This is a genomic window from Xanthomonas axonopodis pv. maculifoliigardeniae, assembly GCF_041519315.1.
In the GTDB taxonomy this organism is placed as follows: Bacteria; Pseudomonadota; Gammaproteobacteria; order Xanthomonadales; family Xanthomonadaceae; genus Xanthomonas; species Xanthomonas euvesicatoria.
In genome coordinates, this window is sequence record NZ_CP167998.1 from 4182883 (window position 1) to 4205711 (window position 22829).

General features: G+C 64.0%; 23 protein-coding genes and 1 tRNA gene. 12 read left to right on the plus strand and 12 right to left on the minus strand.

The features are described 5' to 3' along the window. Positions 1-43 precede the first annotated feature (43 nt). Positions 44-589 carry a hypothetical protein gene (locus tag ACDH77_RS17805; protein ID WP_031425047.1) on the plus strand — a complete coding sequence of 182 codons (546 nt, stop codon included), beginning with the start codon at positions 44-46 and terminating at the stop codon, positions 587-589. Positions 590-619: 30 nt separating this feature from the next. Here ACDH77_RS17805 and map read toward each other — a convergent pair whose 3' ends face one another. The 3 genes from map to ACDH77_RS17820 form a co-directional block, all read right to left on the minus strand. Beyond that, a complete protein-coding gene (gene map / locus ACDH77_RS17810; protein ID WP_031425049.1) occupies positions 620-1396 on the minus strand; it encodes a type I methionyl aminopeptidase in 777 nt (258 codons plus the stop codon). Beyond that, positions 1393-1605, minus strand: coding sequence for a ParD-like family protein (locus ACDH77_RS17815; RefSeq protein ID WP_014091192.1), 213 nt, complete (start codon positions 1603-1605; stop codon positions 1393-1395). The genes map and ACDH77_RS17815 overlap by 4 nt, the downstream gene beginning before the upstream one ends. Positions 1606-1853: 248 nt before the next feature. Next, positions 1854-2777 (minus strand): LysR family transcriptional regulator, encoded by a 924-nt coding sequence (locus ACDH77_RS17820; RefSeq protein ID WP_031425052.1) that lies wholly within the window; start codon positions 2775-2777, stop codon positions 1854-1856. Between the two features lie 131 nt (positions 2778-2908). Between ACDH77_RS17820 and ACDH77_RS17825 the strand changes: the two genes are divergently transcribed. The 5 genes from ACDH77_RS17825 (at position 2909) to ACDH77_RS17845 (ending at position 7055) form a co-directional block, all read left to right on the plus strand. After that, on the plus strand, positions 2909-3691 hold the full coding sequence (locus tag ACDH77_RS17825) for an SDR family oxidoreductase (RefSeq protein WP_014091194.1): 783 nt from the start codon (positions 2909-2911) through the stop codon (positions 3689-3691). A 56-nt stretch (positions 3692-3747) separates the two neighbouring features. Continuing rightward, positions 3748-4155, plus strand: a complete 408-nt coding sequence (locus ACDH77_RS17830; RefSeq protein ID WP_031425055.1) for a nuclear transport factor 2 family protein — start codon at positions 3748-3750, stop codon at positions 4153-4155. Between the two features lie 246 nt (positions 4156-4401). Beyond that, entirely contained in the window at positions 4402-5037 is a 636-nt protein-coding gene (locus tag ACDH77_RS17835; protein WP_228729018.1) for an NAD(P)/FAD-dependent oxidoreductase, read from the plus strand. Continuing rightward, the gene (locus tag ACDH77_RS17840; protein ID WP_230201264.1) at positions 5037-5564 is read left to right on the plus strand and encodes an NAD(P)/FAD-dependent oxidoreductase; all 528 of its coding nucleotides are present in this window, start codon (positions 5037-5039) and stop codon (positions 5562-5564) included. The genes ACDH77_RS17835 and ACDH77_RS17840 overlap by 1 nt, the downstream gene beginning before the upstream one ends. A gap of 438 nt (positions 5565-6002) precedes the next feature. Continuing rightward, the gene (locus ACDH77_RS17845; protein WP_109291149.1) at positions 6003-7055 is read left to right on the plus strand and encodes a protein NO VEIN domain-containing protein; all 1053 of its coding nucleotides are present in this window, start codon (positions 6003-6005) and stop codon (positions 7053-7055) included. A gap of 52 nt (positions 7056-7107) precedes the next feature. On the opposite strand, the gene ACDH77_RS17850 is transcribed toward ACDH77_RS17845, so the two are convergent. Next, positions 7108-7434, minus strand: coding sequence for a hypothetical protein (locus ACDH77_RS17850; RefSeq protein ID WP_146200106.1), 327 nt, complete (start codon positions 7432-7434; stop codon positions 7108-7110). Between the two features lie 132 nt (positions 7435-7566). Between ACDH77_RS17850 and ACDH77_RS17855 the strand changes: the two genes are divergently transcribed. Beyond that, positions 7567-8669 (plus strand): IS3 family transposase gene (locus tag ACDH77_RS17855; RefSeq protein ID WP_094030629.1). Its coding sequence is split into 2 segments (ribosomal slippage): positions 7567-7825 and positions 7825-8669, totalling 1104 coding nucleotides; the frame shifts between segments, so codons are not numbered across the junction. A gap of 398 nt (positions 8670-9067) precedes the next feature. Here the strand turns inward: ACDH77_RS17855 and ACDH77_RS17860 are convergent. The 4 genes from ACDH77_RS17860 to dtd all read right to left on the minus strand — a co-directional run bounded on the left by ACDH77_RS17860 (position 9068) and on the right by dtd (position 12356). Continuing rightward, positions 9068-9143, minus strand: a tRNA-Ile gene (locus ACDH77_RS17860). 272 nt (positions 9144-9415) lie between these two features. Continuing rightward, positions 9416-9736, minus strand: a complete 321-nt coding sequence (locus ACDH77_RS17865) for a hypothetical protein (protein ID WP_011348769.1) — start codon at positions 9734-9736, stop codon at positions 9416-9418. Between the two features lie 193 nt (positions 9737-9929). After that, the gene (rpoD, locus tag ACDH77_RS17870) at positions 9930-11807 is read right to left on the minus strand and encodes an RNA polymerase sigma factor RpoD (protein WP_008572798.1); all 1878 of its coding nucleotides are present in this window, start codon (positions 11805-11807) and stop codon (positions 9930-9932) included. Positions 11808-11915: 108 nt separating this feature from the next. Then, positions 11916-12356 (minus strand): D-aminoacyl-tRNA deacylase, encoded by a 441-nt coding sequence (gene dtd / locus ACDH77_RS17875; protein ID WP_008572800.1) that lies wholly within the window; start codon positions 12354-12356, stop codon positions 11916-11918. Between dtd and ACDH77_RS17880 the strand changes: the two genes are divergently transcribed. Further along, the gene (locus ACDH77_RS17880) at positions 12355-13371 is read left to right on the plus strand and encodes a lauroyl acyltransferase (RefSeq protein WP_029820466.1); all 1017 of its coding nucleotides are present in this window, start codon (positions 12355-12357) and stop codon (positions 13369-13371) included. The two genes, dtd and ACDH77_RS17880, sit on opposite strands and share 2 nt — an antisense overlap. A gap of 9 nt (positions 13372-13380) precedes the next feature. Here the strand turns inward: ACDH77_RS17880 and ACDH77_RS17885 are convergent, their stop codons facing one another. Continuing rightward, on the minus strand, positions 13381-13902 hold the full coding sequence (locus ACDH77_RS17885) for a GNAT family N-acetyltransferase (RefSeq protein ID WP_008572803.1): 522 nt from the start codon (positions 13900-13902) through the stop codon (positions 13381-13383). Between the two features lie 245 nt (positions 13903-14147). Between ACDH77_RS17885 and ribA the strand changes: the two genes are divergently transcribed. From ribA to ACDH77_RS17900, 3 genes are all read left to right on the plus strand, one after another. Further along, positions 14148-15281, plus strand: a complete 1134-nt coding sequence (gene ribA / locus ACDH77_RS17890) for a GTP cyclohydrolase II RibA (protein ID WP_008572805.1) — start codon at positions 14148-14150, stop codon at positions 15279-15281. Between the two features lie 138 nt (positions 15282-15419). Continuing rightward, a complete protein-coding gene (locus ACDH77_RS17895; RefSeq protein ID WP_029820467.1) occupies positions 15420-15896 on the plus strand; it encodes a PH domain-containing protein in 477 nt (158 codons plus the stop codon). Beyond that, the gene (locus tag ACDH77_RS17900; protein WP_008572809.1) at positions 15893-17398 is read left to right on the plus strand and encodes a PH domain-containing protein; all 1506 of its coding nucleotides are present in this window, start codon (positions 15893-15895) and stop codon (positions 17396-17398) included. The genes ACDH77_RS17895 and ACDH77_RS17900 overlap by 4 nt, the downstream gene beginning before the upstream one ends. Before the next feature lie 160 nt (positions 17399-17558). Here ACDH77_RS17900 and ACDH77_RS17905 read toward each other — a convergent pair whose 3' ends face one another. Further along, positions 17559-18617, minus strand: a complete 1059-nt coding sequence (locus ACDH77_RS17905; RefSeq protein WP_074053325.1) for a CDP-glycerol glycerophosphotransferase family protein — start codon at positions 18615-18617, stop codon at positions 17559-17561. Between ACDH77_RS17905 and ACDH77_RS17910 the strand changes: the two genes are divergently transcribed. Further along, the gene (locus tag ACDH77_RS17910; protein WP_008572814.1) at positions 18618-19442 is read left to right on the plus strand and encodes a glycosyltransferase family 2 protein; all 825 of its coding nucleotides are present in this window, start codon (positions 18618-18620) and stop codon (positions 19440-19442) included. 196 nt (positions 19443-19638) lie between these two features. Here the strand turns inward: ACDH77_RS17910 and ACDH77_RS17915 are convergent, their stop codons facing one another. Together ACDH77_RS17915 and ACDH77_RS17920 are read right to left on the minus strand one after the other, a co-directional pair. Continuing rightward, positions 19639-20916, minus strand: coding sequence for an O-antigen ligase family protein (locus tag ACDH77_RS17915; protein ID WP_029820470.1), 1278 nt, complete (start codon positions 20914-20916; stop codon positions 19639-19641). A 165-nt stretch (positions 20917-21081) separates the two neighbouring features. Continuing rightward, positions 21082-22803 carry an ArnT family glycosyltransferase gene (locus ACDH77_RS17920; protein WP_008572818.1) on the minus strand — a complete coding sequence of 574 codons (1722 nt, stop codon included), beginning with the start codon at positions 22801-22803 and terminating at the stop codon, positions 21082-21084. Positions 22804-22829: the final 26 nt, after the last annotated feature.

Consider the following 22829-nt stretch of genomic DNA (forward strand, 5'->3'; position numbering starts at 1 on the left):
ACCTGCGCGTGCGATCGTTGAGCCACTCGAACAGGGATGCACGATGCTCTACCTGCTGCTGGGCTTGATTGCCACCGAAGGCCTCTTGCTGATCACCTGGAACCGCCCCTACTTCAGCTGGGGCCTGCCGGTGTTTACACGGCGTATTGCGGTGACCCGCGATGCGTTGGCCTGCTTTTCGCTGGCGCAGGTAGAAAATGCGGTCGAGCCATCGCGCTGGCCCGACTTGCGGTTCCATCGCCTGTCCGAAGACGTGTACGCGTTTCGCGAAACCTTCCTGTTCGTCGGCGGTGTCTATCCGATGATCATGCGCGGGCGCATCGTGATCGACCGTCGGCAACGCGAGATCATCGTGAGCGGTTTCTGCAACTGGACCGTAGTGATGATGGTGGTCGGGTTCCTGGTTCCGGCAGCCGTCGTCAGGCCAGGGGCCACGCTGATGTTCGCGGGACTTCTCATGCTGTCCTATCTGCTGCAACGCAGCCGTTTCATCAGTGTCGAAGCGGCCGTGCGCATGCTTCTGCACACCAACACCACCCCGCTGATTCCGCGCCGACCAGAGGCGACGCCGCGCGTGCAGGCCGACTGACACCCGCCTGACGCCATGCGTTGCGGTGCGTCACTCCACCACGCACAGCGGCACTTCGCCGGGCCGCAAGGTCAACACACGTACGCCAGTGCGCGTCACCGCCACGGTATGCTCGAACTGCGCCGACAACCTGCCATCGCGCGTATGCACCGGCCACTGATCCGGTTGCGAACGGATCGCCGCACGGCCCTGGTTGATCATCGGCTCGATGGTGAACACCATGCCTTCCTGTAGTTCCAAGCCGGTGCCCGCGTGACCGTAGTGCAGGATCTGCGGGTCTTCATGCATCTCACGGCCGATGCCGTGCCCGCAGTATTCCTTGACCACGCTATAGCCGTGCGCACGCGCGTGCCGCGCAATGGCATGGCCGATATCGCCCAAGCGCGCGCCCGGGCGCACCGCTGCAATCCCTCTCCACATCGCCTGATACGTGGCCTGCACCAGGCGACGTGCCGGGTAAGCGACCTCGCCCACCAGGTACGTGGTACTGGAATCGGCGATATAGCCGTTCTTTTCCAGCGTAATGTCCAGGTTGACGATCTGCCCGCTGCGCAACACGTCGTCGGCCGATGGCACGCCATGGCAGACCACATCGTCGATGGATGCGTTGAGTACGAACTCGAAACCGTACTGCCCCTTGCTCGCAGGCCGTGCGTCGAGCTCATCGACAATCATGCGCTCGACAAACCCGTTGAGTTCCAGCGTGCTGCGACCTTCCAGCGGCAAGCGATCCAGCGCATCGAATACCTGCGCCAGGAGCTGGCCAGACACCGCCATCAGCGCGATCTCATCGGGCGACTTGATCACGCCCGGCCCGGTTTCAAGGCTTGCGGCCGTACGCCCGCCGCGCGCAATTGTTCGGCCACGATCTGCTGAAACGTCGTGTCCGGATGCATCTCGCACAGCATGCCGACCTTGATCCAGAAATTGGCCTGCGCATTGATCGAACGGCTACTCACCGTGCACGCACGGCGCAGTTGGTCGTGCAGGTCGTCGTCGATATTGACGATGCCCATGATGGCTCTCGTTTTGCGTCGATATACGAATCGTATATGAAACGTATATTTGCACGCAATCGCTCCGGGGCGGGGCGCCGTGGAGGGCGATGCCTGTCCGGCGTGTGCTGCGTGCCTTGTCGGACAGGCCCGGCAACCTCGCAGTACGGTGAGCACGGCACAAAAGCGAACCGGCCCCGGGCCGATGCGATGCCACAACGCCCGGAAGCAAACGCCGCACATCACGTGAACGCCACAGGTTGCGTTCGTCAGCGCTCGACCACCGAATGTGTCCGCCCGATCCGGGCATAGATTTCGCTCACCCACTCGATAAACACACGCACCTTGGTGCTCAACTGTCGGCTGGGCGCATAGGCGATGAAGACATCCAATGGCGCCGGGCGCCAGTCCTGCAGAACCGGCACCAGCGCGCCGCGTTCGATGGCCGGCCGCACCATGAAATCGAGCGTGTGGATCAGCCCGAGCCCGGCCAATCCGGTCGCCAGATGCGCGTTGCTCTCGTTGACCATCACGCTGCAGTTGGGAACGATCTCCAGCGGCGCGCCATCGTCCAGGAAATGCAGCGGCGGCGCTTTGCCGCTATGCGCGGAGAAGTAGCCCACCACGGGAAACGCCGGGCTTTTCAGCTGTTCCGGGTGGGTCGGGACACCGTAGCGTGCGAGATAGTCAGGGCTCGCGCAGGTGGTCCAGGCAAGGCTGCCGATCTTGCGCGATATCAGCGCGCCGTCGTCTGCCGTGCTGCGGATCGCGCAGTCGATGTTTTCGCCGATGACATCCACCGTGCGATCGGTGACGCCGAGCTGCAGCTGGATATCCGGATAGCGCGCACAGAACTCCGGCAATGCGGGGATCAACAATCCGCACGCCGTCGAGCCGCCCGTATCTACACGAAGCCGGCCCTTGGGACTGCCCTGGGCACGCCCCAACGTGGCTTCCACGTCGTCCAGCTCCGTGAGCAGGTGCCGCACGCGCGCGTAATACGCAGCGCCGTCGTTGCTGACACGCACGCGGCGCGTGCTGCGTTCAAGCAATGTGACTCCCAGATGTTTTTCCAGCGCGCTGATCGACTTGCTCAGCGTGGCATTAGGCATCTGCAGCGATTCCGCCGCACGGTTGAACCCACCGGTTTCCACAACGCGCGCAAAGGCGCGGATTGCCTGCAGGTGATCCATTGATCGCTCCGCCTAGAGCGCCGGATTATTCCCGCAGGGAAATAAAGAATCAACAATACGCCGATTTATCGCCGCAGCGAGGGTCAATAGACTGCCTGCAACGCGGGAACTCCGCTCAAGAGGTAAACACCATGCACGTCCAGGATCTGGCCAACATCCATCCCACCAAACACGCCGGGAAGATTGCCCTGGTCACCGGCGGCAGCTCGGGCATCGGCCTGGCCGCCGCAAAGCGGCTGGCACTGGAGGGTGCAACGGTGGTCATCAGCGGCCGCCGGCAGCAGGAACTGGACCGGGCGGTCGCCGAGATCGGCCATGGCGCCACGGCGGTACGCGCCGACATTTCCGTTGGTGCAGAGCTTGACGCCGTCATGGACGTCATCGCCACCGCGCATGGACGACTGGACCTGCTGCTTGCCAACGCAGGCGGCGGCGAATTTGCGCCAATCGAATCCATTACCGAAGCAGGCTTCGACAAGTACTTCGACATCAACGTCAAGGGCACCCTGCTGACCGTGCAGAAGGCGCTGCCACTGATGCGCGCCGGCAGCGCCATCGTGGTGACGGGCTCCATCGCGGCCAATCAAGGCGTCGCCAATTTCGGCGTGTATGCCGCAACGAAGGCGGCACTGCGCTCTTTCGTCAGGACATGGGCATCGGAACTGAAAGGTCGCGACATTCGCATCAACCTGATCGCGCCCGGCGTCGTGGTCACACCCGCCTATAAATCCGAATTGGGCATGAGCGACGAAGACATCGACGCCTACCTGGCCGAAATCCAACTGAAGGCCCCGCTGGGCCGCGCAGCGAGCCCGGATGAGATGGCCAAGGCGATGTCCTTCCTGGCATCGGACGATGCCTCCTACATCACCGGCATCGAGCTGACAGTGGACGGCGGCCTGACCCAGATCTGACCATACGTGCAGCGCGCTACCGTGAGTGCACTTCCAGCCCACCAGAGACAAACAAGATGAGCATGCAAAACAATTTGGCGATTGCGCAAAACTTCCTTGAAAAGATCGGCTCCGGTGCATCGCCTGAGACGATCGCGGCGATGTTCAGTGCGGATCTGCAATGGCATATCCCAGGCGATCCATCCGCACTGCCGTGGATTGGGCGACGCAGCGGGCGCGGCGCGGTGGAAGCGTTCGTGCGTGATTCCGGCACCCTGATGGAGCGCATCCGGTTCGAGGTGCATGACCTACTGGCCAGCAACGACCGCGCCGTCATCGTGGGCGAGCTCGCCAGCCGCATCACCGCCAGCGGAAAGCTCATCGAGACGCCGTTTACGATCGTGCTCACCATCACGGGGAACGAGATCTCGCACTTCCTGATGCTTGAAGACAGCTTTGCGGTGGCTGCCGCGGCGCGGCGCTGATCAGCCCATGTTCGGAGTGCGGCTGACGCGTTACGAACCTGCTCTTCCAAGGGATTGTTCGAGGAAGCGGATCAATGCAAGAATGCGCGCGACGCGAAAAACGTTCGCCTGCGTGCCGTCGGCACCAAGAGATCGAATACACGCCATCCAGCATGCTTGCTAGGTTGGCCAGCGCCCCTCGCCGAGATCACCCGGCCTTTCTTCGAGCTGCCGCCTGTGCGAACGCTCGTTGTATTTGGAGCGCTCATGACAGCCAACAACACCAACCCACGTCTATCTTCAACTGATCAGATCGCTATCGTCGGTGCTGGTCTGGGCGGTTTGACACTCGCACGTGTCCTCCACATCAACGGCATCTCCGCCACCATCTATGAGGCCGAGGCTTCACGCGACGCCAGATCACAAGGCGGCCTGCTAGACATACACGAATGGAACGGGCAGCTAGGCTTAACCGCGGCAGGCCTCCACGACGCCTTCCTGTCCCTCGTCCTCCCGGGCGAGGACGCCAAGCGCGTGAGTGACAAGCACGGCACGATTCTGTTCGACAGACAACGCTCTGTCGGCTCTCTCAGACCGGAGGTGGACCGCAGCGCACTCCGCCGGCTGTTGATTGACTCTCTGCCCTCCGATGCCATTCATTGGGGTCGCAAGCTCATACGGGCAGCACGCAATGCGGACGGAGCGCTTGCCCTCACTTTTGCCGACGGTTCATCGATCACGGCGGGCCTGGTTGTCGGAGCGGACGGCGCATGGTCGAAGGTTCGGCCGTTGCTGTCGACCGCACCCCCGCATACGTGGGCACCACTTTTATCGAGACATCTCTCACCGATGCCAGCACCAAATGTCCGGCTAGCGCCAAGATGGTCGGGCGCGGCACATTGATGGCTTTAGCCCCCGGCCAAGGCATCTTTACCCACAGATACGCAGACGGCGCGCTACGCAGCTACATTGCGTTGACCAAGCCCGAAGCATGGTTTCGCGAGCTCGACTTTGGTCGGCCTACAGCCGCGATGCGCCGCATTGCCAACGAGTTCGAAGATTGGGCTCCAGCTCTGTTGGCCATGATTACCCACACTGACAGCGCACCCATCATTCGCCCGATTTATGCACTGCCGATCGAACATGCTTGGGCACGCACTCCGGGCGTAACGCTCGTCGGCGACGCTGCGCACCTGATGTCACCGTTTGCGGGAGAAGGTGCAAACCTCGCCATCTACGACGGAGCCGAGCTCGCACGTTCGATCATTGAGAACCCGGGCCAGATCGAGGCGGCACTGAGTGCCTATGACAATGCGCTGTTCCCACGTAGCACCGCTCTCGCGGAGCAGAGTGCGAGCAATCATGCACAGTTCTTCGGCTTCAATTCGCCTGCCAGCGTGGTGAACTTGTTTTCTGCCCACCAGGTGTAAGGGAAGTAGGTGGCGTTCAAGCGCGACGCGCTAACCGCGGCGGTCTTGCGTCGGCGGAAACGAGCTTAGCGGGGATCCTCAAGCCAACTATGCTTACAGGAAGAGTGTTCTTGAAGACATAAGTTGTCCGCCAATTAAAAGCATAAGTTGTCCGCGAACTATTTACCCCTAACTACAGCATTCTGGTCAGGCCTATCCGCGCTAAGGGACAAGGGCATAACGACGCTTTCTGCTACGCGAGCGGACGGGTTCGTGAGGCCAGGCCGGCCAGAGGCTAGAGCGGCAGTCCGCGCAGGCCTGGCAAGGCCTGGCTGGAGCGGATAGAAGTCATGCGAGATCCAAGAAAACCGCTACGATGAATCCTGGACACTACAGAGCCCACTACTGAAAAGTGGGGGATGCCGGCCGACGGAGACAATACGAGGGCGATCCAAACGAATGAACATAGCCAAATCTCGGCCAGTACTGGTCTGCAACATTGGGTGGATGGCGCGGTACCAAGGGCTGGAGCGACAACCAGACAGCATTGTCGGAGGGGGCAAGTGGGTTGATGAGAATCATCATGGGCACGAATGCTGCAATTTTCTAACGATGCCCTCGGGATCGGTTTTCGGGCACTTCGAAACCATCAAGGGCAAAGTCGACCGGAAAGTCAGCATCGGAAAGCTGGGTGCTAGCGACGACGCGGACAGCATCGAGCACATTGACGTGATATGGGTTTCGACTGAGCCCAACGGCGGTGGTCGCCGGGTGATTGGTTACTATCTGGACGCAGTGGTCTATCGCGGGCGTCAGCTCCACAAGAAGCCGCCAACTTCTCAACATAAGCTCGACAAGGTGGACAGCTACATGGTCTCCGCGAATACACGCAATGTCCGATGCCTGCCGATCGAGGAACGGACGCTTGTACTGGGCCGGCCCCCTGGTTGGATTGGCCAGGCAAACTGGTGGTTTCCGGGGCACAGCGAGCATGCCGACGTTCCAGCATTCATGACGCAGGTCCGCGCCTTGCTCGCACGGCATTGCTTCTTAGGAACGTCACGGAAGGGTAGCTGCGGCGCCAACAGAACCTCTGATCCCGAACGCAATGCCCAGGTTGAGGCCGCGGCAGTAGCCGTTGTTAAGGAGTTTTACGCTGCTCACCCAATTCGCAGCGTCGAGAAAGACAATGTTGGCTGGGACCTCAATGTATTCCAGAAGAGTGACCTGGACGCGCAGAAGGCGCCATTCCGACGAGTTGAGGTGAAGGGTCTGTCGGGACCGGACCTTACGGTTGGAGTGACCCCAAATGAGTATCGCTATATTCGCCTGCATATGGACGGCTCGTTGCCGAGCTATCGCATCGCCGTTGTCACGTCCGCGCTGAGCGCAGCAAATCTGCATCTGCTCTCGTATGATTTCGGCCAAAAGCAATGGATAGACGAGATACGCAACCAGTACGTACAGCTTGAGGTAGATGAAAAAACAGCCGCGATATTGACGCTTTCCTGATGCAGCTGCCGAGGCAGGAGGATACGGCCCGGCCTCGGACCTACAATTGCGTCTATCGGGCGCGCTCCAGCACCCAGTCGACAAAGCCTCCATTGATGACCATGTCGACAACCTTCTCCAGCCCCAGTACGTCGACATTCTCCTGATCGGACCTGATCTCTTCTCCCGTGTGATAGACAAAGAACATCCTGTCGTACTGACTCATTTTCTCGTTGTCTTTCAAGTAACGATTGAATACCCCGACATTACTTGCACACTTGATCTGCACCCACGCGGTTTCTCCGGTGACAGGCATTTGAAGATCAAGATCCTTGGTTTTCTCTGTGCTCCCGACTCGGCCCAAGCGCCTCCATCCCGCCGCAAGGAACATCATGTCCACCAGCGTCTCGAAGTCCTTCGGGTCGAGACGTTGGACGACCTTCCCGAGTGAATTCCTGAGGTCCCGACGCCCCCCCGATTTTGAGTAGCACCTCAGTTTGGAGTCCAATTCCCTAACTCGAGGAGATTGGACGTGAAGAAGCGTTTTTCTGAAGAACAGATCATCGGCTTCCTGCGCGAAGCTGATGCCGGTGTGGCGATCAAGGACCTGTGCCGGCGGCATGGCTTCAGCGAGGCTTCCTATTATCTGTGGCGCAGCAAGTTCGGCGGGATGAGCGTGCCCGATGCCAAGCGGCTCAAGGACCTTGAGTCCGAGAACGCGCGGCTGAAGAAGTTGCTGGCCGAGCAGCTGTTCGAGAACGACCTGATCAAGGATGCACTGCGAAAAAAGTGGTGAGCGCACCGGCGCGTCGCATGCTGGTGCGCGAGTGGATCGGGCGTGGTGCCAGCGAGCGTCGTGCGTTGGCAGTGATCGGCATGAGCGCCAGTGCGCTGCGATATTGCCCGCGCGAAGATCGCAACGTCGAACTGCGCGAACGCATCTGTGCGTTGGCGCATCGCCATCGCCGTTATGGTGTGGGGATGATCTATCTCAAATTACGACAGGAAGGACGCATCGTGAACTACAAGCGTGTGGAGCGGTTGTACCGCGAGCAGCAGCTGCAGGTCCGGCGCCGCAAGCGCAAAAAGGTGCTGATAGGAGAGCGTCAGCCGCTGCTGCGGCCATCGCAGGCCAATCAGGTGTGGTCGATGGATTTCGTGTTCGACCGCAGCGCCGAAGGCCGAGTGATCAAGTGTCTGGTGATCGTGGACGATGCAACCCACGAAGCGATCGCCATCGAGGTGGAGCGCGCAATCTCGGGCCATGGCGTGACACGCGTGCTGGATCGGCTGGCGCACAGTCGCGGCTTGCCACAGGTGATCCGCACAGATAACGGCAAGGAGTTTTGCGGCAAAGCGATGGTGGCCTGGGCACATGCGCGTGGCGTGCAGTTACGGCTGATCCAGCCTGGCAAGCCAAACCAGAACGCCTACGTCGAATCGTTCAATGGCCGGCTGCGCGACGAATGCCTCAACGAGCACTGGTTCCCAACCCTGCTGCATGCGCGTACCGAGATCGAACGCTGGCGACGCGAATACAACGAGGAGCGACCCAAGAAGGCCATTGGCGGCATGACGCCATCTGCGTATGCCCAACAGCTGGCCAACACCGATATCATCAACCCCGGACTCTAAACCCGGCCGCTACTCAGAGCGGGGGGGCGTCGCCGCGAAGATCATCCGACGGGCATTGCGCAACATTTCCTTATGCAAAAGCTGGGGAGTCTCCAGCCTTTGCTACGCAAAAGCTCGGCACAGGATCCTGGAGAATCCTATCCATCAGATCCCCAAGATGTTTCGCGGACTCACGACGGATGCGCTGGTGAAGAATTCGCCATTCGGTTTTTTGCACCGTCAACAGAAATTCTATAAGCAATTGTTTTTTATGAATTTCGCGAACTCGACTGACCTAGCCTCGAGCCACTAGTGTCACGAGTTGCAGCGGACAACTTATGCCTGCATTGACATCATAAGTTGACAGATTCGACCAACTTATGCTTACACGAACAAAGAGAGCGCTACGCCTGCGCAATTGGTGGGCCCACCAGGATTCGAACCTGGAACCAAAGGATTATGAGTCCTCTGCTCTAACCGTTGAGCTATAGGCCCGTGTGTCTGGCGGCGAGATGGCGAGCATGTCGGGCCGTGCCGCGGACGCGAAAGTTTACCTGTGTGGACGTTGCCGTGTCTGCTATGCGCCCTCTGCCTGCAGCAATACAGCGCTCACTGCCGCGAGATCCCGTGTCGGCTGCCTACAACGAAAAGCCCAGCGGCGGCTGGGCTTTGGCATCAGATTTCTAGCGTGATGCACGCGATCGCGTCATCTAGACGCACCCAGCAAACCTACCAATCCCGAATCACCAATCCCAAATCCCCGCCCCTTACGCATCAGCCGTCTCAAACTGCCCATCAATCAGCTGCCGACCCGCGCGGAAGCCGTGCGCAATGGCCTCCTGGTACGTCGCATAGGCCAGCCCATTGCAACCGATACGCGGCTGGCGCTTGCCGCCGAGCGCGTACACGTCCACCCAGAGCGTCCACTTGGCATCAGGGGAAGCCTGCTCGGCGCGTACGCGGATCTCGTGTTCGCGGTACGTGGTGGTTTCAAAGCGGCTTTGCCTGCTCATAAAGCAATCTCGTCTCCATTCGTCGGCCAACTTAGAAGTCGCGGTCAGAACGCCACGTGAGGTTTGCAGAAACATCGGTTTAATGTTGCGTGGCCGTGTAGCTTCGTCGGCGGTACGTGAAACATCGCGGCGCTACCTCACTGACGCATGCCTTGCATGCGACCAACCGCTACCCGCTACCAAGCATAGCCAACTGCCTGCGCCATAACGCAACAGCCCCGCATGAGCGGGGCTGCTGTGTGATCACTGCACGGTTACGACCGCGGCATCAGTCGATATCCAGAAACGAGCGCAGCTGTTCCGAACGGCTCGGGTGACGCAGCTTGCGCAACGCCTTGGCCTCTATCTGACGAATCCGCTCACGGGTGACGTCGAACTGCTTACCGACCTCTTCCAGCGTGTGATCGGTGTTCATGTCGATACCGAAGCGCATGCGCAGCACCTTCGCCTCGCGCGGGGTGAGGCCGGCCAACACGTCACGCACCGTCTCGGAGAGATTGATGTTGGTGGTGTTGTCGATCGGGGACTCCACATTGGTGTCCTCGATGAAGTCGCCCAGATGCGAATCCTCGTCGTCGCCGATCGGGGTTTCCATCGAGATCGGCTCTTTGGCGATTTTCATCACCTTGCGGATCTTGTCCTCGGGCATGTCCATTTCCTTGGCCAGTTCCTCCGGCGTGGCCTCGCGGCCGAACTGCTGGAGCATCTGACGGGAAATGCGGTTCAACTTGTTGATCGTTTCGATCATGTGCACCGGGATACGGATGGTGCGCGCCTGATCGGCGATCGAACGGGTGATGGCCTGACGGATCCACCACGTGGCATAGGTCGAGAACTTGTAACCGCGACGGTATTCGAACTTGTCCACGGCCTTCATCAGGCCGATGTTGCCTTCCTGGATCAGGTCCAGGAACTGCAGGCCGCGGTTGGTGTACTTCTTGGCGATGGAGATCACCAGACGCAGGTTGGCCTCGACCATTTCCTTCTTGGCCTTGCGCGCCTTGGCTTCGCCATAAGCCATCGCACGGCTGATTTCCTTGATCTCGCCCAGGGTCAGGTAGTTGGCCTTTTCCATCTCGATCGAGCCCTGCTGCTCGGAGATGATCTGGTCCTTGACGTCGCGCAGCGCCGACGACCACTTCTGCTTGCGCTTGAGTGCGTCTTCCACCCATTCCAGGTTGGTCTGGTTGCCTTCCCAGGAGCGGATGAAGTCCTTGCGCGGCATGCGTGCCACGGTGGTGGCCAGGTGCAGCACCTTGCGCTCGTGATCCTTGATGCCATTGACCACACCACGCAGCTGGGTGACCAGCGCGTCGGTCAGCGGCAGCGGCAGCTTGAGCGTGGTGAAGATGGCGGCCATGTCTTCGCGGGCCTTGACCACCAGCTTGTGCTCGGCGCCGTTCTTGGCATAGGCCTTCTTGAACTTGGCGTATTCGTTGGCCAGGTTCTCCATGCGCGTGGCCACTTCCACCGGATCCGGACCGGTCGGGCCGGCCTCTTCTTCGGCGGCCTCGTCATCGCCGTCTTCGTCGTCGTCTTCGTCGACCGCTTCATCGTCGGACACGGCGACCGGGCCGGCCGCGGCGAGCGCAGCAGCGGCTGCATCGGCTTCTTCGATCAGGTCGTTGAAGCCAACCACGATCTCGGCCAGACGCTTCTTGCCTTCCTTGTGCGCTTCGTAATCGGCCAGCAGCATTTCGGTCGACAGCGGGAACACGCCCAATGCGGCCTGGACCTGGCTGAGGCCTTCCTCGATGCGCTTGGCGATGGCGATTTCGCCTTCGCGGGTCAGCAGCTCGACCGTGCCCATCTCGCGCATGTACATGCGCACCGGGTCGGTGGTGCGGCCACCTTCGGTGTCCAGCGCGGTCAGCGCGGCGGCAGCTTCTTCGGCGGCGGTGTCGTCAACCTCGCGGTTGCCGGTGTTGCCATCGTTGAGCAACAGGGTTTCGGCATCGGGTGCAACTTCATGGACATCGATGCCCATGCCGTTGATCATGCTGATGATGTCTTCGATCTGCTCCGGGTCGACGAGGTCGTCGGGCAGATGGTCATTGACTTCGGCGTAGGTCAGATAGCCCTGTTCCAGGCCCTTGCTGATCAGTAGCTTGATGTCGGATTGCTGGGCAGGACGTTCGTTGGCCATGAGTGCTCGCGCCACCGGCTTTGAGATTGGAAAGAGAACCTAGCATTATACCAGCGTGAAGCCCGGTCTGCCGGATTCAAGACGGGACCGCTGGTGGACGTGGTGTATCTAGGGTCTGAGAAGGAAGGTCACCGGGCCATCGTTGACCAGGTCGACAACCATATGGGCACCGAAACGCCCGGTTTCCACCCCACCGCGATGTTTTTCGCGGCAGATCGCCACCAATCGATTGAACGCCGGTTCAGCCTCCAGTGGCGGCGCGGCGGTGCTGAAGCCTGGGCGGTTGCCGGAACTGGTGTCCGCAGCCAGGGTGAACTGGCTGACCAGCAGCAGGCCGCCGCCGGTATCGGTGAGTGAGCGGTTCATCTTGCCGGCGTCGTCGCCGAACACCCGGTAGCTCAGCAGCCGCTCGGCCAGGCGCCGGATCTGCGCGTCGCTGTCGCCGGGCTCCACGCCGATCAGCGCCAGCAGCCCGGGGCCGATCTGCCCGACGATCTGGTCATCGACCGTGACGGCGGCGCGGGTGACGCGCTGGATCAGTGCAAGCATGGGCATTCTCGGGCGGCAAACTGTGCCGCGCAGCATGCCCAGCGCTGCCGGCACTGTCACGCGCGGGCCTTCGTGGTCTGCGCTGTTTAGAATTGCGCCGATGACACCTGATGTTCGCGCTCGCCTGTTGTATGCCACCGCCGCCACCGTGGGCCGCTTACCGTGGCCGTTGCTCAAGCGCGTGGCCGACACGCTGGCCTGGAGCTGGCGCAAGCTCAATGCACGCGAATCACGCGTGGCGCGCCGCAATCTGGAACTGGCGTATCCGGAACTGAGCGCCGAGCAGCGCGCGCGCTTGCATGCGCAGATCCTGCAATCGACCGCGCGGCAGACGCTGGAAGTGCTGCGCACCTGGACCCGCCCGCCGGCGGAGAACCTGGCGCGCCTGCAGCGCAACGGCCAGGAACTCTACGACGCCGCGCTGGCCTCCGGGCGCGGGGTCATCGTGGCGGCGCCGCATTTCGGCAACTGGGAACTGCTCAACCAGTGGCTGTCCGAACGCGGGCCAATCGCGATTGTCTACCGGCCGCCGGAGTCCGAGGCGGTGGATGGCTTCCTGCAGTTGGCACGTGGCGGCGACAACGTGCGCCAGGTGCGCGCCGAAGGCCCGGCGGTGCGGCAGTTGTTCAAGGTGCTCAAGGACGGCGGCGCGGTCGGCATCCTGCCCGACCAGCAACCGAAGATGGGCGATGGCGTGTTCGCGCCGTTCTTCGGCATTCCGGCCTTGACCATGACCTTGGTCAACCGGCTGGCCGAGCGGACCGGGGCGATCGTGTTGTACGGCTGGTGCGAGCGTGCCGGCGACGATCTGCAGTTCGCGCTGCATGTGCAACCGGCCGACCCGGCAGTGGCCGATGCGGACCCGGTGCGTGCGGCCAGCGCGCTCAACGCCGGCATCGAACAGATCGCCCGGCGCGACCCGGCGCAATATCAGTGGACCTACAAGCGCTACACCTTGCGTCCGCCGGGCAGCGGCGAGGCCAACCCGTATGCGACCGAGCGGCATCCGCACTAGCGACCGAGCTCAGTCGTCGTGCGGATCGGCAGGTGTGTCCAGGATGCGTTGGTAGAACGCCAGGTCCAGCCAGCGCCCGAACTTGAAACCGGCTTCGCGCACGGTGCCGGCGTGGGTGAAACCGAACTGTTCGTGCAACGCGATGCTGGCCTGGTTGCTGGCATCGATGCCGCCCACCAGCACGTGCACGCCGCGCACTTGCGCCGCTGCGATCAGGGCCTGCAGCAGCAGACGTCCCAGGCCCTTGCCGCGATGGTCGCGATGCACGTAGATCGAATGCTCGACGCTGTACTTGAAGGCGGGCCAGGCGCGAAAGGTGCCGTAGCTGGCAAAGCCCATCAGGGTGCCGTCGTCGTGCTCCACGCCGATCACCGGAAAGCCGCCCGCCTGCTTGGTGGCGAACCAGCCGACCATGCTCTCCGGTGGCCGGGGACGGTAGTCGTACAGCGCAGTGGAATTGGCGATGGCTTCGTTGAAGATGTCCAGGATGGCGCTGGCGTGGCGCGCGTGGCTGCAATCGACAATGTGCATGAGGCCCGACGAACATGGAGGTGGCCCGATTAGAAAGCATTGCCGCACCCTGAACAACGCGGGCCGCAGGGCAACCAAGCGGCGCAGGCCCGCCCACTCAATCGGCAGCGGCTGGATGCAGCGTTCTACCCGGTTGTGGCGACTGCCTGTTGCCAGGCGCGCGACAATGGGCAGATGCGATCAGGCAGTGACCGCGGCGGCGTCCGCCTTGAAGCGGCCGTGGCAATCCCCATTTGGAGTCGTGCATGAGCAGCCCCCTCCCCTCCCCCAGCGCACAGGCCTTCGGCGATCCGGCGGCCATTCGCTGTGAGCGCGCCGCCTCCGAACTGCGCGCCGGGCGCCCGGTCCTGCTGACGGCGGCGGATGGGCAGGCGCGTGCGGTGCTGGCGCTGGATAGCAGCACGGCGCAGTCGTATGCGGCTTTCGCCCGCGCCGCGCGGGGCCGCCACTATCTCTTCGTGACGCCCACCCGCGCTCAGGTGCTGGGGCTGAGTGCGCCGCAGGGCGCGCGCGTGGGCTTGCTCGATCACAGCTACGACCAGCTCGCCGCGCTGGCCTACCTGCGCGACACCCCGGTGCCCGCGCAGTGGACGGCCGGCGATGCGCTGGATGCCGGCGGCGTGGAGATCGCGCGGCTTGGCCTGCTGCTGCCGGCGCTGCTGGCGGTGGAGCTGCGCGATGTGCACGACCATGCCGCGTTCGCCGGCTGCCAGTCGCTGGCGCTGGACGATCTGAGCCGCGGCTGTGCCACCTCCTCGGCTGCCGGCTACGAGTTGGTGACCCGCACTCCGGTGCCGCTGCGCGGCCTGGGCATGAGCGAGTTCGTGGTGTTTCGCGGCGGAGTGGCGCAACGTGATCAGGTGGCGATCGTGGTCGGCCAGCCTGACCTGGGCACTGCCGTGCCCGTGCGCGTGCATTCGTCGTGCCTCACCGGCGACCTGTTCGGCTCGCTCAAATGCGATTGCGGCGACCAGCTGCGGCACGGCCTGGCCAAGCTGAAGGACCTCGGTGGCGGCGTACTGCTGTATCTGGACCAGGAAGGTCGCGGCACCGGCATCGCCGCCAAGATGCGCGCCTACGGCTATCAGCATGCAGGCCTGGACACCATCGATGCCGACGCGCAATTGGGCTTTGGTCCGGACGAGCGCCGCTATGGCAGTGCGGTGGCGATGCTGCGCGGGCTGGGCATCAGCCGGATCCGGCTGCTGACCAATAACCCGGCCAAGGCCGAGCGCCTGCGCGCGGCCGGCATCGTGGTCGAAGACCGCATCGCGATCACCGGCGACATCACCGCCGAAAACGAGCAGTACCTGCGCACCAAGGCCGCACGCGCCGGCCACGCGCTGGATGTGGATGCGTTGATCCTGGCCGCGCAATAACGCGCCCGGCGCCGGGTGCGCCTGCACTGGGCAGCCGGCTATGCTTGCGCACCGCTTCTGCAGGCCAGCCACGTGCACGACGCTCCACCGCCGCACCCCGACGTCATGGTCCAGCCCGCTCCGGCACAAACCCCAGCCGTGACGCACAGCCAGTGGCAGTCGCTGCCGCGGCGCGGTGCGTATGTGGCGGCGATCAATGGCGCACTCGGCGGCGGATGTGCGGGCCTGATCGCAGCCGGCGTCACGATTGTCTGGCTGCACGCCTGGCGTTACTGGCCGATGGCGCTGGGCGTGACCGCGGTCATCGCTCTGCTCGGCGCCTGGCTGGCGGTCAAACGGCATCGGCTGACACATTGGAAACTCGATCAGCACGGCCTGGCGCTACAGCGCGGCCATCTATGGCAAAGCGATACGCGCGTTCCGATTTCGCGCGTGCAGCATGTGGACCTGCGCCGCGGGCCGATCGAACGCGCGACCGGCCTGACCACGTTGGTGGTGCACACCGCCGGCAGCCGGCTCAACGCGGTGGCGTTGTCGGGGCTGGATCAACACGACGCCGAGCGCCTGCGCGACCGCCTGGCCCGGCAGCTCGATCACGACGACGACGCGCTATGAGTGCCGTTGCACATCCCGGCAACGACGAGCAGCGCCTGCATCCGTTGTCGTGGGTGTTCGTGTTGCTGCAGCAGATCCGTCAGTTCCTGATTCCGCTGGCTGCACTGATCCTGTTCGGCAGCCGCGACGGCAATCGCGATGTTGCCGACCAGATCGCCACCGGGGTGGTGATTGCGGTGCTGGTGGCGATCTCGGTGCTGCGCTACTTCACCTACCGCTACCGGATCGGCAGCGATAGCGTAGCCATTCGCAGTGGCCTGCTGGAACGCAGCCGGCGCGATATTCCGTTTGCGCGCATCCATAACGTGGTGGTGCATCAATCGCTGCTGCACCGTCTGGCCGGCGTGGCCGAGGTGCGGCTGGAATCGGCCGGGGGGCACAAGCCGGAAGCGGAAATGCGCGTGCTGCGGCTGGATCAGGCGCTTGCGCTGGAAGATCTGATACGGCGCCGTGCAACCGAGGCAGGCGTGCCGGCGCCGCAAATCGAGGAAGACAGCGGCAGCCTGCTGCGCCTGCCGATGGCCGAGGTCATCCGGCTGGGCCTGATCTCCAATCGCGGCATGGTGGTGGTGGCGGCCGGCTTTGGCGTGATCTACCAGATGATTCCGCGCCGCACGGTGTCCAACTTCGTCGAGCATAACGGCGAGCTGGCCTATCGCTACGTCAGCCAGATCCATCCCGGCGTTGCGGTCACGGCAACGCTGGCGATCCTCGCCACGCTCGCCCTGTTGCTGGCGATGCGCGCGCTGTCGGTCGCCCTGGCGGTGACCCAGTACCACGGCTTCCATCTGAGCGAATCCGAGCGCCGCCTCACCGTGGAGCGCGGGCTGCTGACGCGGATCCGCAGCAGCGTGGCGTTGCGGCGGATCCAGTCGTGGACGTTGTACGAGGGCCTGCTGCATCGCCTGTTCGGCCGTCGCCAGTTGCGGGTGGACACCGCAGTGGCCGGCACTGGCGACACCCACGGCAGCGCGTTGAAGGAACTCGCGCCCATTGCCGACCCGCAACAGTGCGACGCCTTGCTGCAACGCCTGCTGCCTGGTATCGCCTGGCCGCCGACGCAATGGCAGACAATCGCCACGCATTGCTGGTGGCGATTGAGTCTGCCCGCCGCGCTGATGCTGCTGCCGCTGACGGCGGGCCTGGCGTGGCAGCTCGGCAGCCAGGCCTTGTGGTTGCTGGTGTGGCTGCCGTGGAGCGCGTTCAAGGCGCAGCGCCAGGTGCAGCGCATGGCCTATGCGGTGGATGCGCGTTACGTTGCGGTGCGCGGCGGCTGGTGGAAGCGCTGGTGGCGGCTGGCCGAGCTGGACAAGCTGCAGGCGCTGCAACTGCAGCGCTCGCCGCTGGATCGCCTATCCGGCACCGCCACGCTATGGCTGGATACAGCCGGCGCCAGTGCCACCGGCCCGGCATTGCGGCTGCGCTTTGTGCCGCTTGCCCAGGCGCAGGCGCTGCAGGCGCAACTCGGTGCCGCGCTGGCACGGCGCAAGCTGCGCTGGTGATCAGCGTTAGCGCTCAGTAGTTGCACTGATCAACATCCGCGATCAGCCTTGGTGCTGCTCGTCAGTCGCAATCCGGGTCAGTGATCTGATCAATGACAAGGACGTAAGTTCGGCAAAACGTCGCCGATCATCACCACCCGCTCGTTGCCGCTGATCGCGCTCAGCGCTGCGCCGGCCCCCAGTAGCCCAACTCGCGACGGATCTGCAACCCGCGCCACACTGCACCCAGCGGTTTGCGACGCAGCCCGCCGAGCTTGCCGGCAATGAAGTCTTCAGTGGCGGCAATCACCCGCTCGGAAGAATGCCCGTCGCGATACGGGTGAATCGCATCGGCATAACTGGCAAGCGCGCTACGCAAAGCCGCATCCGGCGCCAGCGCGCGCGCCAGCTGCTGCGGCAAGTGCTCTGCCTGCCGGAAGTCGAGCATGTGCGGCTGCGGCACACGGTTGCGAAAGGTCACCACCGGTTTGTGCTGCACCACGAACTCGGACACGATCGACGAGGTATCGGAAACCAGCACATCGGCCGCACGTTGCGCGGCCATGACCTCTTCGGGTTCGATGAAGCGTGCGTTGGCGCCTGCCAGTGCGCGATAGCGATCGAACAATTCCTGCGCGCACTTCGGGTGCAAGGTCAGCAACCAGTAATGCGCGCCGCGCGCGATGTCGGCGGCGATCTCGTCGTAGAGTGCGGGCGCCGCGCTCAGGCGCTCGGTAAAGGTGGAACCGAACAGGATCACCGGGCGGCCGGCGGCCGGTGCACGCAAGGCCGCGCTGCGGCCGCCATCGTCGCGAAAGACCGGGTCGAGCTTGGGCCAGCCGGTTTCCACCACGGCAAAATGGCCCTCGCGCTGCGCCAGCGCGCGGAACGGCGCGGTGGTGGCGGGGCCTTGCGTGCAGTACAGATCGAACAGGCCACGCACCCGGAAATGGCCGCGGTTGTCCTCGCGCTTTTGCACATTGAAACCGTGAAACAGCTGCACTTTCGCGCCCGACACAAACGGCGGCACCCAGTTGGCGGCACTGAATACCGCACGCGGGCGCAGCGCCAGCGCCTCGCGCAGGCCAACCTCGCGCACGCCCGGCAGCGCCAGCCCGCGCGCGCCACCTTCGAACCAGGCCGACACCGCATGCCCGCAGCCCTGTAACGCCTGCGCCAATGGCGCCAGAATAGGCAACGCGTAACGCTCCGTTGCGAACAGCAGGTAATCGGCCATCACATGTCCTCTTCGACCGCACCCGACGAACGGCCGCGCATCAGCGCCTGCATTATCGCGTTCAACGAGGCCGATCGCCTACGCGACTGTCTGGCCTCGCTGGCGTTCTGCGACGAGATCGTGGTGGTGGACTCCGGCTCCACCGATGCCACCACCGCCATCGCCAGCGCACACGGCGCACGCGTGCTGCAACGCACCTTCGATGGCTACCGCAGCCAGAAGGCATTCTGCGTTGCGCAGGCGAGCCACGACTGGGTGTTGTGCCTGGACGCCGACGAACGCGTCAGCGATGCCCTGCGCGCGGCGATCATCGCTGCGCGCGACGCCGGTTTCGCCACGGCGGCCGGCTACCGCTTCGCACGCCTGTCCGACTACTTCGGTCGCTTCCTGCGCCACGGCAATGCGTATCCGGACCGGGTGCTGCGCTTGTTCGATCGCCGTCGCGGCGGCTGGCGCGGCAAGCGCGAGATCCACGAGGCGGCCAGCGTGGATGGCCCCGTGGAGACCTTGGCGGGCGATCTGATCCATTACCCGTACCGCTCGCTGATGCAGCAGCTGGCCAAGACCCAGCGCTACGCGCAGATGATGGCCGAGCACGAACATGCACGCGGCAAACGCGCCACCTGGAGCAAGCTGGTGCTGGCGCCGGCCTGGCGCTTCTGGCGCGGCTACCTGTTGCGCGGCGGCTTTCGCGATGGCTGGCATGGGCTGATCTACGCCTATGTGCGCGCCAACTACGTCCGCCAGAAGACCATCATGTTGTGGCTGCTGCAAAACAATCAGCCGGTGCAGGACCCGCCACGGGCGCCGGATCGGCGCAGCGAATAAGAACCGGTAAAAACTCCGAGCTGCAGCCACGCTGCTGCGAACGCGCCAACGGTGCGTGGAAGTCGGTCTGTGAAAGCCAACGCATGCCGACTCCGGCAACGACCGCCCCCCTTCTGTTTGTGCACGGGCGTGTGCCCAGGCACCGAAAGCGCGCTGCCGGGGCATGCGCCACATGCAGCCGGTGGATCATCCGCCGCTATCGAGCGCGTGCCACGTCCGACTGCACCTGTTGCGCCTGCCGCGCCGACAGACCCACCAGCACGCCGACCATGGCCGTGTAGAAGCTCGCCGCCACCTGGTGCGCGAACATCGATTGGGTCAGGCCGCACAAGGCATAACTGATCACGAGCATCACCCCGGCCGCCGCCGGGCCGCGGAACTGCTGCTGCCCGCTGCGCCGATGCAGTCGCACGAACATCCACAGCGGCACGCCGTAGACGGCAAGCAGCAGCAACAGCCCGGGCACGCCCTGGGTGGCACTCCATTCGGCCAGATCGTTGTGCGCATGCCCCAACTGGCAACGGAACAACGACGGGTCGGCGGCACAGGCCGGCAGGTCGTGCATCGCATCGTCGAAACGCCCAACGCCCACACCGGTCAGCGGATGCGCCGTCACCGTGTCCCAAGCCACATGCAGGCGTTCGATACGGGCACCGGCCGACGAATCGGTGTCGCCCACTTCGTAACGCTGCAGGTCGCGCTGCAATTCGCCCAGGCGCATCTGATCGGTCAGCGCCGGCACGCTGAGCGCGACGCCCACCGCCAGCACCGCGCCGCCGATGAAGGTCAGCAGGCGCACGCGCGTGCTGTGCCAGGGCGCACCCCAGATCAGCACGCCCAGCGTGGCCAGCATCGCCAGCCACACCCCGCGGCTGCCGCTGAGCACGATCACCACCACGGTGGCGACCCCAGCGCCCACCAGCCAGCGCACGCTGCCGAGCGGGCGGCAGAACACTGCCACCACCAGCAACATCAGCACGATGTCGGCAAACACAATGGCGTTGGTAAAGCCTTCGGCGCGGTCGGCACCGTTCATCACCTGCAGCAGCGCGATCAGCATGGCCGCAAACACGCCGACCAAGGCACCGCGCCACAACCACAGCTGGCGCGGCTGCAACGCATAGGCCCACAGCGCCGCCCAAGGCAGCACCAGGAAGCGCGAGCGATTGCCCACATCGCGCAGCCCGTGCTCGAACAACGCGATCGACAGCAGCGACATCGCAATCACCGCCACCGTCAGCCAGCCCACCACGCGCAACGACCACTCGCGCGCGGCAATGGCCTCGCGCAAGCTGCGCCAGCCCATCAACGAACCAAGCAGCAGGCACAGGCCGAACGGCAGCAACCCGCTCGGCATGCTCACCACCAGCGCAGTCAATGCGAACGCGCCCAGCTCGGCAATGCGCACGCCTGCCCGCGAGGTGGTCGGGGCAGAGGGCGACAGTGACGCGGGTTGGGGACGCAAGGAATTCATCTACAAATCGGTGGGAAAAGGGAGGCAACGCAGTGCGCGGGCTTCGGCAGCGCCGGCCAAGCTAACGATGCGACGCATGAATCCCTGCTAGACAGCGACCGGCCGCTGCATTGACGCCGTGCCAATGGCACCTGGCACGCGTGTGTGCCGGTGGAGTCGGCCGGCTCATTCGGTATCCAGGTTGCCCTGCTCCTTTGCTTCCACCGCACGCTCGCTGGAGCTGGCCACGCAGGGGCCACGCACGGCATCGGCCGGCACCAACCACCAGCGCCGGCGATTGGCCACGCCCACCAACTGGCTGCGGCTGCGATCCACGCAGGCCAGCAATGCGGTCTCCTGTGCCATCAGCCAGCGCTGGCCGGGTTGCTCTGCCTGCCAGGCCACGCCGCGCTGCAATTGGGCTTCCCATGGCACCTTGAAGCCGAAGGTCTGCGCAGGCCGGTCGGCCATCAGCAGGTTCTGCTCCTTCCACGCCACCAGCCCGAGTTGCGCATCCGGGCCGATGCGGCGCCCGGCCTCGCGCATCACCGCACCGGCCGAACTGGAATCGTTGAAGATCGGGTAACACACCAGCCCGAACGCCACCCACCACGCGCCAAGCAGCGAAACCACCGCGAACGCGGAGCGGCGCACGCGCATCAGCAGCAGGCTGGCGATGCCCCAGCTACCCACCGCCAGCAGCAGCCAGCCCAGCGGGTCGGTGGCTTCGCTGCCGACCCCGCGGCTGTCCATGATCTTCTGCTCGAAGCCCGGGTGGCCGATCAGCATCGCCACGCCGCCCGCGCTGAACGCCACTGCCAACAGCAGCCCGAACCCGAACAGCAGCCGCTGCACGCCAGCCCGGCGCAGCAGGCCCGGCACCAGCGGCGCCAGCGCCAGGCAGAACATCGGCAGCGCCGGCAGGATGTACACATCGCGCTTGCCGCTGGGAATGGTGAAGAACACCAGCACCAGCAGCCACCAGGCCAGCAGCAGCAGATAGCGCGGATCGCGTCGCTTCAGCCGGCGCCGCCACGCCGGAATCGCCCACGGCAGCAGCAGGATGGTCGGCAGCCACATCGTGGCCATGCTTTGCAGGTGGTACCAGACCGGCTGCGCATGATCCCAGGAGTTGGCGTAGCGCTTGGCGGTCTGGCGCAGCAGGATGTCGTTGAGATACACGCGGTACTCGGGCTGGCCGGCGGTCAGCGCGGTCACCATCATCGGCACGAACCACAGCGCGATCGCCCCGAAGAAGAACAGCGGCCCCAGCCAGAAGCGCCGGTCGCGCACGTGCACGCGCACGCCCGGCCAGCCACGCGCCGCTGCAATCCCGGCCGGGATCAGCAGCAGCAGCGCGATGATGCCAACGCCCTTGGTGATCACGCCCAACCCGGCGGCGAACCAGCCCAGCGTCCACCAGCGCCAGGCCGGACCCATCAGCAGATGCCGCAACAAGCCGTAATTGGCCAGGGTGATCCAGAACACCACCAGCGGGTCGATCTGCGCCTTCTTGGCCTGAAAGGTGAAGTGCAGCGTAAACAGCAGCATCCAGGCCGCATACACGCCCACGCGCCGGGTCCACAGCCGCCGGCCCAGATCGTAGACGCAGGCCAATGTGCCCAACGCGGCCAGCAACGACGGCAGCAGGAACGCCACCCGCCAATTGCCCAGCAGCGTGTAGAACAGCGCCTGCAGCCACATCAGCATCGGTGGCTTGTCCGAATACAGCTCGTTGCCGCGATGCGGGAACAACCAGTCGCCGCTCAACACCATCTGCTTGGCCACCAGCGCAAAGCGCGGCTCGTCCGCCGGCCACGGGTCACGCAAACCCAGGCCGGCTCCAATCACCAGCACGGCGGTCATGGCCAGCAACCAGACATCGGTGGAAGCGCGATTCTTGAACATGTCGGGCGGCAGTCGGACGCAGAAGG